The sequence below is a fragment of the Aeribacillus sp. FSL k6-2211 genome (assembly GCF_037966125.1).
Lineage (GTDB): Bacteria > Bacillota > Bacilli > Bacillales > Aeribacillaceae > Aeribacillus > Aeribacillus composti.
On sequence record NZ_CP150190.1, the window covers coordinates 1,341,429 to 1,357,600 of the forward strand.

Genomic DNA, 16,172 nt, shown 5'->3' on the forward strand with positions numbered 1-16,172 from the left:
ATTTTGTTTCGGCAAACTACTCGAAAGGGTAGGACGCAAAGCTAAAGGGGCTAAATCTATTTTAATTAGACATGCCAGCCAGCTGCCCTTCCTATAAAGAATGGTTTTGATTCTTTTTAAGAAGGTTATTAGCGGATGTATTGTCTATTCAACTGCCCTCTTTAGAATTTTTAAGGGCAGTTTTTTTATTTTTTCATAGGAAAGGAGGCTTGGTGATGGAGTAAAATAAAAATACATATTTTTTGGCAAAGTTCATTCTATTGGCCCATTGCAAAAACATCTCAGTCGTTCTAAACCCTCTGTGTCAAAAGGGAGTATGAATTTCCCAGGGAATATTCCTGAAATTGATTTGCTTCAACGTCTTCCCGGAATTTCATCTACTGATCAAACAGATTAGTGGTAGTAATAGTTAAGGAAGTAGATGTAGGAAATATTTCATGCATTAAAAGAAGTAATCGACATCAACGAAGAGCAACTCCAACCCTACACCTACTATTCCCCAAAACTATAAAAAATTTTTTTTATCACAAAATTATCCAATGGATTCAATTTTGTTTGAAATTGGTAAAAATTACTAAAATAAAACGGTGTAAGGAGGACAATAATGAAAAGTCTGCGATTAAAGATTATTAGTGGATTTGTCGTTGTTATTTTATTATTTACTACCGCAGCAATTTTTGGTTTAAATCAACTTGGGCATTTCACTGCAGATGGAACAGGAACAGGAACAGGAAATACATTTGTGCTAACTGTTATTATTATTTCTGTTCTTGTCAGCTTGACGATTGCGATTGTTCTTTCAAATCGGATTGTAAAACCAATTTTCCAAGTAGTAGATCGTATGAAAATGGTGGCAGAAGGAGATTTGTCTGCAAAACTGCTTGAAACAAAATCGAAAGATGAGATTGGTCAATTAGTTCAATCAATGAATGAAATGATTTTAAACTTGAGAAATGTTGTTGGGGAAGTAAGAAACACTGCAGAACAAGTAGCTGCATCTTCTGAAGAATTAACAGCAAGTGCCGATCAGACAACAGTTGCAACAGAACAAGTTGCTTCTGTCATTCAACAAGTAGCAAGCGGAGCTGAAACACAGACGAATGGAATAGAACGAAATGCTGCTTCTTTAGAAGAAATTGCACAAGGGGTTATCCGTGTTGCAGATAGTTCTAATCAGGTTGCAGAGCTTGCAAAACAAACTTCTCAGCAAGCTGAAGATGGTGAAAGTTCCGTTGTACGTACAGTTGACCAGATGAATTCAATCTATAAATTGGTTAAAGAGACTGATAGCATGGTAAAGTCTTTATATGAACGTTCAAAAGAAATTAGTAAAATTCTTGATGTAATTAGTGGAATTGCCGATCAAACGAATCTTCTCTCTTTAAATGCGGCAATTGAAGCAGCAAGAGCGGGAGAGCATGGAAATGGTTTTGCAGTCGTAGCCGATGAAGTGCGGAAACTAGCTGAACAATCTCAGGCATCAGCAAAGCAAATAGCAGATTTAATCTTAAAAATCCAAAGCGATACAGAAAACTCTGTTAAAGCTATGACAGAAGTAACACATAACGTCGAAAATGGTCTTGAGATCACGAAAGAAACATCTGAAAAATTTGTTCAAATCGTCCAAAATATGAAGGATATTGCACCGCAAATTGAGGATATTTCTTCAATAGCTCAACAAGTCTCAGCGGAAGTAGAAGAAATAACATCTACAGCGGATGAACTTACAACAATAGCAAAAGAAAACGCAGCAACATCCGAACAAGTAGCAGCGTCTACAGAGGAACAACTAGCTTCGATGGAGGAAATAACCTCTTCAGCAAAAATGCTTGCAACAATGGCAGAAGGAATGCAAGAATTAGTTCATAAATTCAAGCTATAAAATGGGGAATACAGCCCCATTTTATAGAACATAAGCATTCCGGATGCTGCCGTCTGTTGTTATACCGTAGTTTATAGAATATAAACCTTCGAGATGATTCAAATAAATCTGAGAATGAATATAAAACAAATATTTAGGCAATGAAAGAATCGTTGCCTCAGCTGATTTTATGGACTTCAGAATTTTGAACTTCAGCTTTTGAATGCTCATTTATGATGTTGTGAAATCTTTTCCGTATCGCCCAGCACCTTGCCTCCAAAAATTCCATTCGTGCCGTTCTGCATGAGTGATTCGTTTATTTCGACCTTTCTAACTTTCCCGCCGCATCTTTTTGAAAAAAATCCATGTTTTCACTAGAATATTTGACCAGTAAATTATTTCATTATGAATACTATATTGACAAAAGCAAGAAAGGTGGTGAAACGAATGAGTGTATGGTATCCAGACAAAGAAGAGAATAGACGCTCCGATTCAGAAAAACGTGCGAACGCAAAGGCAAAAGCTGATGTAGATTTTAAAAGTGACGTTGATGTGGATACGGACAACGAATTAGAGAATAATTAAAAAATATTGATCGTAACACAAATATTGCAAAAGTAAATAATAGCGGCAACTCAAAAGTGGAAATTGATATTCATGTTGATTCCGATTCAGATGCAAAAGTTCGGTCGAAAGCAGAATCTGATCAAGATCAAAACCAAGAGCAAAGAGATTAATTGAGCATAATTAAATGTGGGTGAGATGTCTTTTTTGTCCCACCTATAATATAGGGTGAGAATGTTATGGAACATTTAGATAAAGGAGAGTTCTCTTGGTTACGGAATGCTTCTACTCAAAGCCCTCAATCAAATAAATCTTCCATTGATTCGAGCGGTAATTCAGATGTAAATGTTGATGTAAATATTCAAGTTGATACGATACCCATTGCATTTGCCGTTCTTTACTATTTATTGGCTACTAAGCAATTATCGCACGAAGAGTTTGAGTTTGCTTTACGTAAATTATTGGAGACAACAAACAAGTATAAAAAGCTGAACCGTGACGGTTCTTCAAGAGTCAATTTGTTACATCCTAATGTATGGGGAAGGTAAAATAATAAAGGAGATTTTACTTTCCTTCATTTTTTTAAAGGGAAACATGACAGGTAACCTAGTTTTTTAAGTTTTATCGTTTGGGATTTATTTTAGCATTTGATCATTTCTGAAACTGTTATGATGATAGGGACGGTACGTTTTAAAAAAATGTGAAAATGCAAAAAATTGTAAGACTGTAAAGCATCTTCCTTTATTTGAATTCAGCCCGGGTTACGATCTAGTTATAAAATGGTGAGCACGTAAATGATCGAGAAGATTGGAAAAGAAAGCTGCTGTATGGATGCAGTGAAAGTTTAAAGATTTTGTAAATTAAATTTTTTTATCCCTTCAGCAAAAAGCACTGGCACGTTTTTCTTGATTAAAGCAGCATATGTAGAAAGGGTATTATTTTTTCAACCAAATTCAGAATTGATGAAGAACATAAATGCCCAAAAGTTTGCAGGAAGAGGATATCAATCGACAGTTCATATTGTGAAAATTCGAAAATTTATTTTGTTTCTTATTGCGGCCAAAGCATGGGCCGCTCTTTTGTTTTGAAAAAGAGGAAGACAGATTATGCTAAAATATTTTTAAAATACAATGAATCGACAGAAAGATTTAGAGGGGGAAAACCATGGCGGTTAAAGCAGAGATTGATTTCCAAAAAGAATTATTTGAAGCAGCTAATAAAATGCGCGGAAGCGTGGCTCCAGCTGACTATAAACATTATGTACTGCCGCTTATTTTTTTGCGCTATCTTTCGAATAAATATGAACAGAGCTGCAATGAGTTGGAGCAAATATTTGCGGAAAATGAAGAAATGCAGCAAGGTTTCGTTTCAGATTCTCATCAATATAGAGATAAAAATGTGTTTGTCGTCCCGAAGGAAGCAAGCTGGCACTATATAATGAAAAATGCTAAACAGCCGAATATTAAAGAAATTCTCGATAATGCGATGAAGCGAATCGAGGAAGAAAACCCAGAATTGACAGGGGTGCTGCCGCAAATTTATCAAGGCTTGAACTTACCGGTAGAAAATGTTGCTGGATTAATTGAAATTTTTTCACGTGATGTGTTTAGTGGCAGCTCGGAAGACAGCATAGATATACTCGGTCGTACTTATGAGTATTTTATTAGTTCATTTGCTTCGTCAGAAGGGAACAGAGGCGGCGAGTTTTTTACCCCATCCTGTATTGTGGAATTGCTGGTGGAGATGCTTGAACCGAAAAGAGGTATCGTGTTTGATCCAGCGTGTGGAAGCGGTGGAATGTTTATTCAAAGCGGGAGGTATGCGCCGAATAAAAAGTCTCTTTTATTTTACGGACAGGAAAATGTCGTCACGACAGTACGTCTTGGAAAAATGAACGTATTGCTTCATGGCATCAATGCGGAAATACGGCTGGGAGATTCGCTGTTGAACGATCAATTTCCTGAATTAAAGGCTGATTATGTGATTGCCAACCCGCCGTTTAATCAAAAAGATTGGGGGGCGGACAGAATATCGAAAAGCGATCCGCGCTTGATCGGGCCTGTTACAAACAGCAATGCAAACTATATGTGGATGCAGCATTTCTTATACCATTTAAATGATGCAGGATCAGCAGGGTTTGTGATGGCAAATGGCGCAATGACAACTAATGTTAAGGAAGAAAAGGAAGTGCGGAAAATATTGGTGGATGAAGGGTACATCGATTGCGTTGTCCAATTGCCGGAAAAACTGTTTTTCACAACAGGCATACCGTGCTGTTTGTTCTTTTTAAGCAAAAACCGCGATGGAAAAAACGGTTACCGTGCTCGAAGAAACAAAATTTTGTTTATCGATGCCCGAAAAATGGGAAAGCCCGTCAGCCGCAAGCAAAAAGCATTGTCTAAAGAAGAAATTGATAAAATCGCATCAGTTTATCGAGCATTTAAATATGAACATGCAAAAAGCTGCGAAAATATTGAAGGTTTCTGTAAAATTGCAAAACTTGAAGAAGTACAACAAAACGACTACAAACTGACACCAAGCATGTACGTCGGAACAGAGGCAGAAGAAGAAGAAGACATTCCTTTTGAGCAAAAAATAGCCGAACTAACGAAACGGTTGCTCGAACAATTTGAAGAATCGAACAAACTACAAGAAAAAATCAAACAAAACCTGGAGGAGCTGATGTATCGGAATGGGGAAAAGTCAAACTTAGTATTCAAAAGGGAAAAAAATGAATGATCTGAGAAAATGTGAAATTTTTTTATCGGTGCTTTCGAAAATTTCCTAATAAAGATTAATCGAGGAAAAAAGGTGGTATTAAGACCTTTCTGTCAGAGAAAAGTGTATTATAATCATTATAAAAGCAGAAGTTAATATGAAACTTTTTCTTCACAAAACCAAACATTTGTTCTATTATTTTATGTAGAAACGTTTAGAGGATAGATATTTGTTATTATAAAATGAATCATGATGGAGGTTTAATATGATGGAAGAAGCGTTAAAATTAATATTATCAGAGCTAAAAGAAATGAAAGAAGGACAATCCCGTTTAGCAGTCGAACAACAAGGTGTAAAGGAACAGCTGAAAGAGCTAAAAGAAGGTCAGTCTCGTTTAGCAGTTGAGCAAAAAGGTATGAAGGAGGAGCTGAAAGAGCTAAAAGAAGGTCAGTCTCGTTTAGCAGTTGAGCAAAAAGGTATGAAGGAAGAGCTGAAAGAGCTAAAGGAAGGTCAGTCTCGTTTAGCAGTTGAGCAAAAAGATATGAAGAAGGAGCTGAAAGAGCTAAAAGAAGGTCAGTCTCGTTTAGCAGTTGAGCAAAAAGATATGAAGAAGGAGCTGAAAGAGCTAAAGGAAGGTCAGTCTCGTTTAGCAGTTGAGCAAAAAGGTATGAAGGAAGAGCTGAAAGAGCTAAAGGAAGGTCAGTCTCGTTTAGCAGTTGAGCAAAAAGATATGAAGGAAGAGCTGAAAGAACTAAAAGAAGGACAACACCGTTTGGCAGTCGAACAACAAGGTGTAAAAGAAGAGTTGAAAGAGCTAAAAGTAGGGATGAAAGAACTAAAAGAAGGACAATCCCGATTAGAAGTAAAAATGGAAAATATCGAACGAAAAATTACAGGAATCCCTAAAACTTATGAGAATTTAGAACAATTTGTAGCACGTCAGCAGCGTGTGATTGAGGAATTGTCAGCACGTTCAGTTGAATACGGGGTAGAGATTAAAGAGATTCATCGCATTTTAAAAAATCAATAAAATAGAGTTTTTTTAGATTCAGAGTGGATTTTAATTGGAAACATGAAAAAGCGCCGAAACATTTTTCATAATGTTCCAGCGCAATCCATAGTCAGCCGAATTTGTGCTGATTATTTTTAAAGATTGTTCGTTTATCTTCCTTTGACGATGGCAATCATTCCTTCTTCATCATCCAACACAAGTTCAATCCCAGCGTACGGGTCTTCGTTTAAAAATTCATCGAGCCAAAGACGCAGAGCTTCGATGATGTTTGCGGTAATAAGTACTTGCTTTCGGTCGTTTACATACGCTTCGGCAGAAAAGCCGTAATCGTCGTCATACATCAGCTCCACTACAACTTCTTCCGGCTTTATTTGTTTTTTTCGGGAAATGTACACGCAGATGGCGTTAATAATATCTTGCTCCGGAATGATCAGCTTTTCCATGGATTAGCAGCCTCTTTTTCTTTTTTATGCTTGATCAGGACGAAAATTTTGCGAATGATCGAGATGAGAATAACGATTGCGAGCAAATTAATGAATAAACCTAAAATTGAACCGAATATACCCATGTTTGCTAGCAGTCCGCCAAATAATAATCCGGCAAGCCCTCCTAACATTAGGCCTTTGAAAAATCCTCCTGATGAGAATGTGCCTTTGGAGGCGGCAGATTGATTTTTTGGAGTGTTTGCCTTTTTATCTTGGAAATTCGAACTGTTCGTTGTAGTATTTTTATTCAAATTGAAGCTTTTTTTTCCTGATTTGTATGACTTCGCCTCTACTATCGTTGGATGATCTTGAAAAACAACATTTCCAACAGGTGAAAAAATAAGCGCGAAAGTAAACAAAGCTGCTAATAATTTTTTCAATTTCGACTTCCCCCTGTATGAAAGTATTCGTATTTTTGTGAACTCAGTTTCAATGTTATATACGATAGAAAATCAAATTAGTTTCACGATTTGATATCTTTCTATAATAAACGAATAAAAATTTTTCTTTCATCTAAGCATGTTATTCAACAATTACAAAGTTGTAAACAAGGAATAGAAGACTTTAAAAAAATGGTGAGGCCGTTGTTTTACTTGAATATATTTTATCATGTATACTTGTTTGAAAGAATTTGCGAACTGTAAAACGTTTGGACTGCCATGTTAAAAGAGTTTCTTCAAGTTTCATCAAACGTATCTATGGACGTGTTTTTTTTGGGAGGCATGAAAGGATGGTTCAGCTAAAAAAATTGGCTTTTAAGCAGAAAACAAAATTGATGTTGCTAATCGTGCTTGCTTTAATCTCTGGTGCTGCCATTATTGGACAAGCTTATTTTTTTGCGGCGATTGTCGATCGCATTTTTTTACAGAAACAGTCTTTTGCTGATGTTTTCCAGTTGCTTTTAGGTTTGTTCATTGTTCTTTTGGCCAGAACTGCATCCCATTATTTCAGCGGTTTAACAGGAATTAAAATAGCGTCCAAAGTGAAAAAAGATCTTCGCCAATCTTTATTAAATAAATTTTCAAGCAACCCGCTGCAAGTATCGCTGCAAGGGAAAACAGGACAAAAAGCAAGTGTATTGCTGGATGCGGTAGATGAAATCGACAGCTACTTTAGCATTTATATTCCAAAGGCAGTTCAAACGTCGATCATACCTCTTCTCATTCTTTTCGTTGTGTTTGCTAGCCATCCATTTACTGGATTAATCATGGTGATCACAGCGCCATTTATACCGATATTCATGATCATCATTGGCTACAAAACGAAAAAGAAATCGGAGGAGCAAATGGAGAAAATGACCGCTTTATCGGGACATTTTCTTGACACTTTGCAAGGGCTGACAACCCTTAAGCTGTTCAACCGTGCGAAACAGCAGAAAGAAGCGATCAGAAAAAGCAGCCATGGCTTTCGTGATGCGACGATGGAAGTATTGAAAATTGCTTTTACCTCTTCTTTTATGCTGGAGTTCATTTCCATGCTTAGTATGGGATTGATTGCCCTTGATGTGGCGATTCGCTTAATTATTTTTCAAAACATTTCTTTTTTTACCGCGTTTTTTATGCTGATTCTAGCTCCTGAGTTTTATAATGCACTGAAAGATTTAGGAAGCGCCTTTCATGCAGGCAGAGGAAGTATGGGGGCGGCAAGAAAGATTGAAGAGGAGCTAAACGCAATCGGAAAGCCAGTAAAATGGGGGAAGGCAGTTTTGCCAAAAGGTGAAGGACCGCCGATCATTCGTATAGAAGAAGCGGGATTTCGTTACGAGGGAGATAGGTTTGCCTTAAAAAATATAAATGCTGAAATCCGCCCGTTTGAGCAAGTGGCAATTGTCGGAAAGAGCGGCGCTGGGAAATCGACTTTATTACATGTGATTGCAGGTCTTGTTCCGCTTACTGAAGGGGAAATTTATGTGAACGGAATTCGGCGGTCTGATTTGAACGAAAAGAGCTGGTTCAATGAAATCAGCTATATTTCGCAAAATCCGTATCTTTTTTCTGGAACGATTGCGGAAAATATCGCCTTGGGAGGAAAACTCGATGCAACGAGAGAGGAAATCGAACAAGCAGCCGAAAAGGCAGGGATTTTAAAGCTTGTCCAATCACTTGAAAATGGTTTTGATACACCTATTGGAGAAGGAGGAAGGGGAATTTCCGGAGGGGAAAAACAACGAATTGCACTGGCACGAGCGTTTTTGAAAAAACCATCCATTATATTGTTTGATGAGCCGACGACCGGACTGGATCTTCAAACAGAACAAATTTTGCAGGATTCCATAAAGGAATTAGCTCAATCTTCCACCGTCATTACCGTCGCTCATCGGCTTCATACCATTATAAATGCGGATAAAATTCTTTTTTTGGAAAATGGAGAACTCATCGCATCCGGAACACATAAAGAATTGCTGAAATCAGTTGAAGCGTACAGGAAAATGACAACGCTCCAACAGGGAGGCATGGCAAAATGAAAGATTTGCTATTTATTACAAAGCTGACATTAACAGAAAAGAAAGATCTTTTTTTGTCCATTCTCTTCGGATTTATAACAGGAATCGCGACAGTGAGTTTGTTTGCTTCAAGCGGCTATTTGATTTCTAAAGCAGCTCTTGCACCGCCAATTTACACGCTGACTGTTTTCATAGCGTGTATAAAACTGTTAGGGTTTATCAGTGCCGGCAGCCGTTACGGGGAGCGTTATTTTTCTCATCGCGCCACATTCAATATATTAAGCCGGTTGCGAGTTTCTTTTTTTGAAAAGCTGGAGCCATTGGTGCCCGCGATTTTTCTTAAATATCGGAGCGGAGATCTCCTCTCCAGAATTGTCGGCGATGTGGAAACGCTGCAAAACTTCTTTTTGCGTGTTTTTTATCCGCCGATCGTATCCACTCTCATATTTTTATGGACCATTTTTTTCACTTCGTTCTTTTCCTTTTATATTGCCTTGGTGTTATGTATCGGTTTGATTTTCACCACTGTCCTAATTCCGGCTTACTTTGCTTTCAGACTAAAAAAAGTAGAGCGTCATGTTCGGCAAAGCCGCGGGAATTTATCGACAGAAGTGACGGAGTTTTTTTATGGGTTTCGCGATTTAAAAATTTATCAACAGCTTGAGCATAAACAAGAGAAGCTTACCCAACGCTCCGATGCTTATTTGAAAGAACAGGAACGTGAAGCAATCCATAACCTCTTCAGTCAATCTGTCAATACGTTTGTATCTTTAATTGTCTCTTGGATTATTCTTTTGCTTGGCGTCTATTTCGTTGCAGGCGGTCAATTAGATGGTATTTTTCTTGCCATGCTTGTAATGATTTCATTAACTGTTTTTGAACATGCGGCACCGATGGCTGCTTTTCCAAGTTATTTAGAGGACAGCCGCCAAGCTGCTGCAAGACTATCAGACGCCACGCATCAAGACTCTTCTGTAAAAACGTCTGATGAGAAAGAAATGAAGGAGCTTCCCGGTCAACAAGCTCCATCAATTGTCATGGAGAATGTCACCTTTCATTTATTTGGTGAAATTTTAAAAAATGTTTCAATTACATTTCCGGCAGGATCGAAAACAGCCATTGTCGGACCTAGTGGTTCGGGCAAATCGACCTTGCTGGCCCTTTTATTAAAAATTTATAAAAACTATCAAGGGGTGATTCGGATCAACGGCATCCCGATCGATCAATTAGATGACGATAGCCTTTGGAAAAATGCGAACGTTATTTTGCAGGACAACCACTTTTTCTACGGTACCGTTCGCGATAACCTAATGATTGCTAAAGATGCAGTGCTTGACGAAGATTTGGAAGATGTGCTGAAAAAGGTGAAGCTTGACTATCTTTCTTTGGCCGATCCGTTGTTAGAAAGAGGAGGAAATTTATCGGGCGGGGAAAAGCAAAGACTGGCGATCGCCAGGGTATTGTTGAAAAAAGCTCCGCTATGGATACTTGATGAACCGACATCATTTTTGGATGCTTTAACGGAACAGTCTATTTATCATCATCTGTTTGAAGCTGCTAAAAATGATACCGTCATCCTTGTCAGTCATCGTCTGGCCGGACTGGAAAACATGGATCAAATTATCGTTATGGACGAAGGAGCTGTTGTAGAAGCGGGAACCTACAAAGAATTGATGAACAAAAAAGGATACTTTTATCAAATGAAGCAAATTGAACAAAGTGTCTTTACAGCAAATTAAAGAAAGCCGACATGGAGCAAACTGTCGGCTTTTTTTCGATTGATTTCTAAGCTTGCTTCAATTTTTATCCTCTTTTGGATATGAGCTCATCTTTCACTGCTGTCCAAAATGATAAAGCTGCAGCAGCGAATAGCACGAGAAAGGGGGCAAACGTAATTAAAAAAGTCTTCATCGTTCCACACTCCTTATTTTGCGTTTTGCCCTTTCACATAATCTTTATCGAACAGAAACAGTTTTATTAGTAAATAAAGGGAAGGGAGCAAAAGGGCTAATCCTAAAATAAAAACGATGATCAGGGAAATGGCCATAGCTTCGTTTGTAAAACTGTCATAAATGGACAAATATGGATAAAGCAAGTACGGATAATGGGAGATTCCATATCCAAAGAAAGCTAACAGAAATTGACCTACTAACAATCCGAATGCCAATCCATAATTTTTTCTTTTCCAAATGAGCCAGACAGTCCCGACATATAAAAGAAACGATAAAGCGAACATCCACCATAAATTAAGGATGCGTTCAAAATGCTCTTGGTTGTGATAGCTCAGTTCATAAATGATGCCGCAAGCTGTTATGATTAAAGGAAATGCCCAGAAAAGAGCATATTTTCTCATTAAATTCGTTGCGTCTGTATCACCAGTTTGATTCGCGTACCATGTAAGAAAAACAGCTGAAATATAAAGGACGGCCGTAATACTTAAAACGACGATGCTCCAAGATAATGGGCTTTTAAATAATGCTACGTAGTTTAAAACTGGATGCTCATCCACCATCGAGACAAATCCGCCTTCAGAAATGGCTAAGACGACAGATAATGATGCAGGGATCAATAATCCAGACAATCCATACATAAAGGCATACCCTTTATGCCCTTTTGATGAATACGTTTCAAATGCGTAATAAGACCCGCGAATGGCAAGCAAAATAATCGCAATGCTTCCCGGAACAAGGAGAGTTGTCCCATAATAAAATGCGGTTTTTGGGAAAAAACCGACAATCCCAACAAAGAAGAAAACGAAAAATACATTGGTTACCTCCCAAACTGGAGACAGGTAGCGTTGAATAATTTTGGACAATATATGCTGCTTGCCACTCAAAATGCTGTAAGCATTAAAGAATCCAGCGCCGTAATCAATGGATCCAACGATCACATAGCCGAACAAAAAGATCCAAAGGACGGATATCCCAATAATCTCCAAGCTCATGACTGCTCACCGCCTAATCGATTTTCAAGCTCTCTTTCCACCGGATTATTTTTAAACAACCGGCGAAGAATCACAATCGTGCCGATTCCTAAAATCAAATACAAAATGGCAAAAAGAATGAGCATAAGACCTACATGGCCGCTTGAAGTTGCTGCTTCACCCGTTGTCATAATTCCGCGAAGGATCCAAGGCTGACGGCCAAATTCAGTCAACCACCAGCCAGCCTCAATCGCGATAAAAGATAGAGGCCCTCCGAGCACAATGAGCATGCGGAACCATTTTTGGTTGATGAAAGCCCATCCGCGCTTCACTCCAATCCAATAGATAAGTGCTAATAAAATCATGAAAACGCCAATGGCTACCATAATATCAAAAAAATAATGAATATAAAGCGGAGGAGATTCAAAATTTGAAAATTGGTCTAGTCCGATAACTTCTGCATTTGGATCTCCATGCGCCAAAATACTGAGCAAATATGGGAATTTAAGTGCATATTTAATGTTTTGTTCGTCATCTAAAATACCAAACATGACTAGAGGAGCATTTCCTTCTGTTTCAAAATGCCATTCCGCAGCCGCCAATTTCTCTGGCTGGTACTCAGCTAAATATTTGCCGGAAAAATCTCCGATAACAGCTGTTGCAATGGAGAAAATCAGTCCTATTTTCATAGTTAAAAACAAGGCTTTTTTATGATAAACATGGTTGGAGCCTTTTAATAATTGGCATGCTGCAATAGATGCCAGCGTAAAGGCGGCTGTCATAAAGGCGGTTGCGACTACGTGTGCGACTTTTGTCGGCATGGCCGGGTTAAAAATCGCACCCAGCGGATTGACATTGATGAGTTCACCATTTACAATGTCAAACCCTTGCGGCGCATTCATAAAAGAGTTGACGATGGTAATAAAAAAGGCAGAAAAGGCGGCGCCAAGGGAGACAGGAATCAGAAAGAGCAGGTGCTTCCGCTGATTTTTAAATCGTTCCCAAGTGTACATATAAATTCCGAGAAAGATTGCTTCAAAGAAAAAAGCAAATACTTCCATAAAAAGTGGCAATGCGATCACATTTCCGGCAAGTTCCATAAAATTCGGCCAGAGCAATGACAGCTGGAGTCCAATCGCAGTTCCTGTTACAACGCCGACAGCTACGGTGATGACATACCCCCGCGCCCAACGTCTAGCCATTAAAAGATAATGTTCGTCATTTTTTTTGATCCCAACCCACTGGGCAATCATGATCATCAACGGAACGCCTACCCCAATGGTTGCGTAAATAGCGTGAAAAGAAAGTGTAAGGATAGTCAGCATTCGACTGCTGAATACGGGGTCTTCAAATAACAATTTTATTTCCTCCTTTTGAATGGGATAAATCTTTGAAACCGGTCATGAGTATATGATCAGGATGAACCAATACAATATGATTTCATTTTACTTTATAAAAATGTGCTCTTTGTCAATTCTCTTTGACAAATGTATATAGAGAGAATGAAAAATATGTGAACATTGGCTCTTTTCGCTTAGTTTATGCCATATTATAGCATTTTAGGCAGCCTGTACCATTTGCAAAATCTGAAAAAATCAGCATTGCTCAACATATGTTTGTACAAATATTTAAAGAATATACATGATTTTCAAATCATATCGGATTATCTGCCGGGTTAAGAAAATATTGGGTTAAGTCCTGTGAAAAAAAATACATGTTTTCCCTGGCTTAAAAAGCCTGAAAGCAGCCAATAAGATTCTGTTTATGTTTGGCTGCGAAATTGGCAGAACGTTTGAATCCATAATCGAACGGATTGTTGCTGCCGCCTCTAAATGTATATTTTTTGGCAAACAAAAAACGGCTGCATTCATCTTGACTATATAAAATCAAAAATGTTACATAGTCCGTTCTAAATCGCACGGGTTTTTAGCTGCTGTTCATCTGGGTAAATAGAGTCAAAACAGCTTCGAATTTATGTTGTATATTCATAAGCATGCTAGTTTGTGGGCAGGAAGCGTTCGTGCTATGATTTTTTATAAACAGCTGCCAAGGAGGGATGGATCGTATGGTGAAGAAAGTAATATTGAATGGTGTAGAGATACAAGTAGAGGAGTATGAAGAGGAAGTGGTTCATCAACCAAACGGTGAGCCATTACATAAAATTCGTTTTGCTTTTAAGGTGAGAAGCGATGAATATCATGATATTACGACGCTGCTGTATCAGCAAACGTTTGATGTGTCAGTTCCTGAAAGAGACCTGAACTTTAGGGGGACGATACAAAATTATTCCACTTCTGTGACGAATTTGTACAAAAAAAATCAGGTTGGTGATTTTCGATTAGAATTAATTGAGACGATTTAACAATGATTGTTTCAATGGCGTAATCCCATGGTGTTCGAAGAAACAGAGGGAGGCACTATGTCAATTCAAGTAGAGCATTTGTACAAGCAATTTCGAGTTCACGTTCGGCAAGCAGGGTGGACGGGGGCTGTACGCAGTTTGTTTAAGAGGGAAATTCGTACTGTGGAAGCGGTGCGAGACATTTCATTTACTATTCCTTCGGGAGAAATTGTCGCATTTTTAGGGCCGAACGGAGCGGGGAAAACAACGACAATTAAAATGCTGGCCGGTTTGCTTTATCCAAGCTCCGGGAGCATTCAAGTTGCCGGATATGTACCGTTTGAACAAAAAGCGGAATTTAAGAAGATCATGAGTTTAGTCATGGGACAGAAAAGCCAGCTCATATGGGATATTCCGCCAATGGAAACGTTTCTCGTCAATAAAGCGATATACGAAATAGAAGACCGTGCGTTTCGGCAAACGTTGGATGAGCTTGTCGAGCTGCTGGAGTTAGAAGAGCTCTTGACGAAACCAACGCGGAGTTTGTCTCTCGGACAGCGGATGAAATGCGAATTGGCAGCCGCGCTTTTGCATCGGCCGAAGGTTTTATTTTTGGATGAACCGACGATCGGCTTGGATGTCCATACGCAGGAAAAAGTCCGCCGCTTTATAGGACAATATAACCGCGAGCACCGAACGACAGTATTGTTGACATCGCATTACATGGGCGATGTGACAGCGCTGTGCGATCGGGTGCTCATTATTAATCATGGGAAGCTGTTGTATGATGGTGAATTGGACATGTTGACGGAAAAATTGACGCCGTATAAATTGCTAGAGGTTCAGCTTTCGTCCATTCCCGATATTTCATGGGATGCATACGGCGAATTAGTCGATGCAAAAGAGGGTAAAGTAACGCTTCGTGTGCCAAGGGAACGCATTCACGAGGTATCCTCCCGATTTTTGCAGCAGTTTGATGTTCGCGATTTAAATATAGAAGATCCGCCGATGGAAGAAGTGATAACGCTCGCGTTTCAGGAGGATGCACATGTTTCGTAAATACTCTGTTCTTCTTCGCATGAAATATGTGGAGATGTTTGCCTACCGGCTGGCGACGATCGTGTGGATGACAGGAGCCATGGTTCAGCCGCTGATCACGATGATGGTCTGGATGAATATTGATCCTGATCAGGAGAATGCGTTTATTTTTTACTTTGCGGCATTGATTTTTGTTGAACGCATGACAAGCGCTTGGGACGTTTGGGAATTGGAGCGGGAAATAAGGGAGGGAACCTTTTCTTATCAAATTGTCCGTCCGTTTCACCCGATACATTGGGCCATTGCTGAAAATATCGTGTATAAAGCGTTATTTTTCGTCATTTTAATTCCGGCATGGGGCCTATTGGCGGTCTTTATTCCGGCGCTGCGGCTGGATCAAATAAGTGCGGCGCAGTGGCTGTTATTCTTTTGTGCGCTTTTATTGGCAGCGGTCATTCGTTTTTTATTCAGCTACACATTTGGTCTGTTAGGTTTTTGGGTGACAAAAGTGACGGCTTTGTACGGCATGTTTGAAGCGGTGTCTCTCTTTTTGTCGGGCCGCATTGCCCCGATGTCGCTCCTGCCGCCGTTTTTGAAAACGATCAGCTTTTATTTGCCTTTTCGATATATGGTCGGGTTTCCAATCGAAATTTTGACCGGAAGCGTCCAAGGGATGGATATTGTGTACGGATTTGGATGGGCTGCAGTTTGGTGCATGTTTTTTATGCTTGCAGTATTGTTGCTTTGGAAGGCTGGTCTAAGGAAAAACCAAGCTGTGGGGGGATAA

The 16,172-nt window shown here is 39.1% G+C and carries 15 protein-coding genes and 1 riboswitch; of the genes, 10 read left to right on the forward strand and 5 right to left on the reverse strand.

Features of this window, described 5'->3' with window-relative positions; genetic code table 11:
- Positions 1-90: riboswitch (cyclic di-GMP riboswitch) on the forward strand.
- Between the two features lie 514 nt (positions 91-604).
- The 5 genes from NSU19_RS06585 (at position 605) to NSU19_RS06605 (ending at position 6,173) form a co-directional block, all read left to right on the forward strand.
- On the forward strand, positions 605-1,882 hold the full coding sequence (locus NSU19_RS06585; RefSeq protein ID WP_339199370.1) for a HAMP domain-containing methyl-accepting chemotaxis protein: 1,278 nt from the start codon (positions 605-607) through the stop codon (positions 1,880-1,882).
- A gap of 426 nt (positions 1,883-2,308) precedes the next feature.
- The gene (locus NSU19_RS06590) at positions 2,309-2,446 is read left to right on the forward strand and encodes a hypothetical protein (protein WP_311067083.1); all 138 of its coding nucleotides are present in this window, start codon (positions 2,309-2,311) and stop codon (positions 2,444-2,446) included.
- A gap of 218 nt (positions 2,447-2,664) precedes the next feature.
- Positions 2,665-2,973 carry a hypothetical protein gene (locus NSU19_RS06595; RefSeq protein ID WP_063386406.1) on the forward strand — a complete coding sequence of 103 codons (309 nt, stop codon included), beginning with the start codon at positions 2,665-2,667 and terminating at the stop codon, positions 2,971-2,973.
- Between the two features lie 616 nt (positions 2,974-3,589).
- Positions 3,590-5,164 (forward strand): class I SAM-dependent DNA methyltransferase, encoded by a 1,575-nt coding sequence (locus NSU19_RS06600; RefSeq protein WP_063386404.1) that lies wholly within the window; start codon positions 3,590-3,592, stop codon positions 5,162-5,164.
- A 244-nt stretch (positions 5,165-5,408) separates the two neighbouring features.
- Positions 5,409-6,173: a hypothetical protein gene (locus NSU19_RS06605; RefSeq protein ID WP_339199374.1), complete on the forward strand. Its 765-nt coding sequence runs from the start codon at positions 5,409-5,411 to the stop codon at positions 6,171-6,173.
- A gap of 131 nt (positions 6,174-6,304) precedes the next feature.
- On the opposite strand, the gene NSU19_RS06610 is transcribed toward NSU19_RS06605, so the two are convergent.
- Together NSU19_RS06610 and NSU19_RS06615 are read right to left on the reverse strand one after the other, a co-directional pair.
- Positions 6,305-6,598: a YxcD family protein gene (locus NSU19_RS06610; RefSeq protein ID WP_066251682.1), complete on the reverse strand. Its 294-nt coding sequence runs from the start codon at positions 6,596-6,598 to the stop codon at positions 6,305-6,307.
- Complete coding sequence (locus NSU19_RS06615) at positions 6,586-7,020, reverse strand: hypothetical protein (protein ID WP_117017355.1); 435 nt, start codon at positions 7,018-7,020, stop codon at positions 6,586-6,588. Before NSU19_RS06615 ends, NSU19_RS06610 begins: the two co-directional genes overlap by 13 nt.
- 350 nt (positions 7,021-7,370) lie before the next feature.
- Between NSU19_RS06615 and cydD the strand changes: the two genes are divergently transcribed.
- Both cydD and cydC read left to right on the forward strand, forming a co-directional pair.
- Positions 7,371-9,104, forward strand: a complete 1,734-nt coding sequence (gene cydD, locus NSU19_RS06620; protein ID WP_339199377.1) for a thiol reductant ABC exporter subunit CydD — start codon at positions 7,371-7,373, stop codon at positions 9,102-9,104.
- Positions 9,101-10,822, forward strand: a complete 1,722-nt coding sequence (gene cydC, locus NSU19_RS06625; protein ID WP_339199380.1) for a thiol reductant ABC exporter subunit CydC — start codon at positions 9,101-9,103, stop codon at positions 10,820-10,822. Before cydD ends, cydC begins: the two co-directional genes overlap by 4 nt.
- A 185-nt stretch (positions 10,823-11,007) precedes the next feature.
- On the opposite strand, the gene NSU19_RS06630 is transcribed toward cydC, so the two are convergent.
- The 3 genes from NSU19_RS06630 to NSU19_RS06640 form a co-directional block, all read right to left on the reverse strand.
- On the reverse strand, positions 11,008-12,027 hold the full coding sequence (locus NSU19_RS06630) for a cytochrome d ubiquinol oxidase subunit II (protein ID WP_063386398.1): 1,020 nt from the start codon (positions 12,025-12,027) through the stop codon (positions 11,008-11,010).
- The gene (locus tag NSU19_RS06635; protein ID WP_144597509.1) at positions 12,024-13,364 is read right to left on the reverse strand and encodes a cytochrome ubiquinol oxidase subunit I; all 1,341 of its coding nucleotides are present in this window, start codon (positions 13,362-13,364) and stop codon (positions 12,024-12,026) included. The genes NSU19_RS06630 and NSU19_RS06635 overlap by 4 nt, the downstream gene beginning before the upstream one ends.
- A 370-nt stretch (positions 13,365-13,734) precedes the next feature.
- Positions 13,735-13,926 (reverse strand): hypothetical protein, encoded by a 192-nt coding sequence (locus NSU19_RS06640; RefSeq protein ID WP_339199383.1) that lies wholly within the window; start codon positions 13,924-13,926, stop codon positions 13,735-13,737.
- Positions 13,927-14,071: 145 nt separating this feature from the next.
- Between NSU19_RS06640 and NSU19_RS06645 the strand changes: the two genes are divergently transcribed.
- From NSU19_RS06645 to NSU19_RS06655, 3 genes are read left to right on the forward strand one after another with little or no spacing between them, the layout of a single operon-like run.
- Positions 14,072-14,368 (forward strand): DUF3219 family protein, encoded by a 297-nt coding sequence (locus tag NSU19_RS06645; protein WP_094245447.1) that lies wholly within the window; start codon positions 14,072-14,074, stop codon positions 14,366-14,368.
- 57 nt (positions 14,369-14,425) lie between these two features.
- The gene (locus NSU19_RS06650; protein ID WP_339199386.1) at positions 14,426-15,406 is read left to right on the forward strand and encodes an ATP-binding cassette domain-containing protein; all 981 of its coding nucleotides are present in this window, start codon (positions 14,426-14,428) and stop codon (positions 15,404-15,406) included.
- Positions 15,396-16,172 carry an ABC-2 family transporter protein gene (locus NSU19_RS06655; RefSeq protein ID WP_339199388.1) on the forward strand — a complete coding sequence of 259 codons (777 nt, stop codon included), beginning with the start codon at positions 15,396-15,398 and terminating at the stop codon, positions 16,170-16,172. Before NSU19_RS06650 ends, NSU19_RS06655 begins: the two co-directional genes overlap by 11 nt.

Excerpts from the sequence above, each read along its gene's own strand:
- NSU19_RS06585 (WP_339199370.1), top strand. The coding sequence starts at position 605 with ATGAAAAGTCTGCGATTAAAGATTATTAGTGGATTTGTCGTTGTTATT.
- NSU19_RS06590 (WP_311067083.1), top strand. The coding sequence starts at position 2,309 with ATGAGTGTATGGTATCCAGACAAAGAAGAGAATAGACGCTCCGATTCA.
- NSU19_RS06595 (WP_063386406.1), top strand. The coding sequence starts at position 2,665 with ATGGAACATTTAGATAAAGGAGAGTTCTCTTGGTTACGGAATGCTTCT.
- NSU19_RS06600 (WP_063386404.1), top strand. The coding sequence starts at position 3,590 with ATGGCGGTTAAAGCAGAGATTGATTTCCAAAAAGAATTATTTGAAGCA.
- NSU19_RS06605 (WP_339199374.1), top strand. The coding sequence starts at position 5,409 with ATGATGGAAGAAGCGTTAAAATTAATATTATCAGAGCTAAAAGAAATG.
- NSU19_RS06610 (WP_066251682.1), bottom strand. The coding sequence starts at position 6,598 with ATGGAAAAGCTGATCATTCCGGAGCAAGATATTATTAACGCCATCTGC.
- cydD (WP_339199377.1), top strand. The coding sequence starts at position 7,371 with ATGGTTCAGCTAAAAAAATTGGCTTTTAAGCAGAAAACAAAATTGATG.
- cydC (WP_339199380.1), top strand. The coding sequence starts at position 9,101 with ATGAAAGATTTGCTATTTATTACAAAGCTGACATTAACAGAAAAGAAA.
- NSU19_RS06630 (WP_063386398.1), bottom strand. The coding sequence starts at position 12,027 with ATGAGCTTGGAGATTATTGGGATATCCGTCCTTTGGATCTTTTTGTTC.
- NSU19_RS06645 (WP_094245447.1), top strand. The coding sequence starts at position 14,072 with ATGGTGAAGAAAGTAATATTGAATGGTGTAGAGATACAAGTAGAGGAG.
- NSU19_RS06650 (WP_339199386.1), top strand. The coding sequence starts at position 14,426 with ATGTCAATTCAAGTAGAGCATTTGTACAAGCAATTTCGAGTTCACGTT.
- NSU19_RS06655 (WP_339199388.1), top strand. The coding sequence starts at position 15,396 with ATGTTTCGTAAATACTCTGTTCTTCTTCGCATGAAATATGTGGAGATG.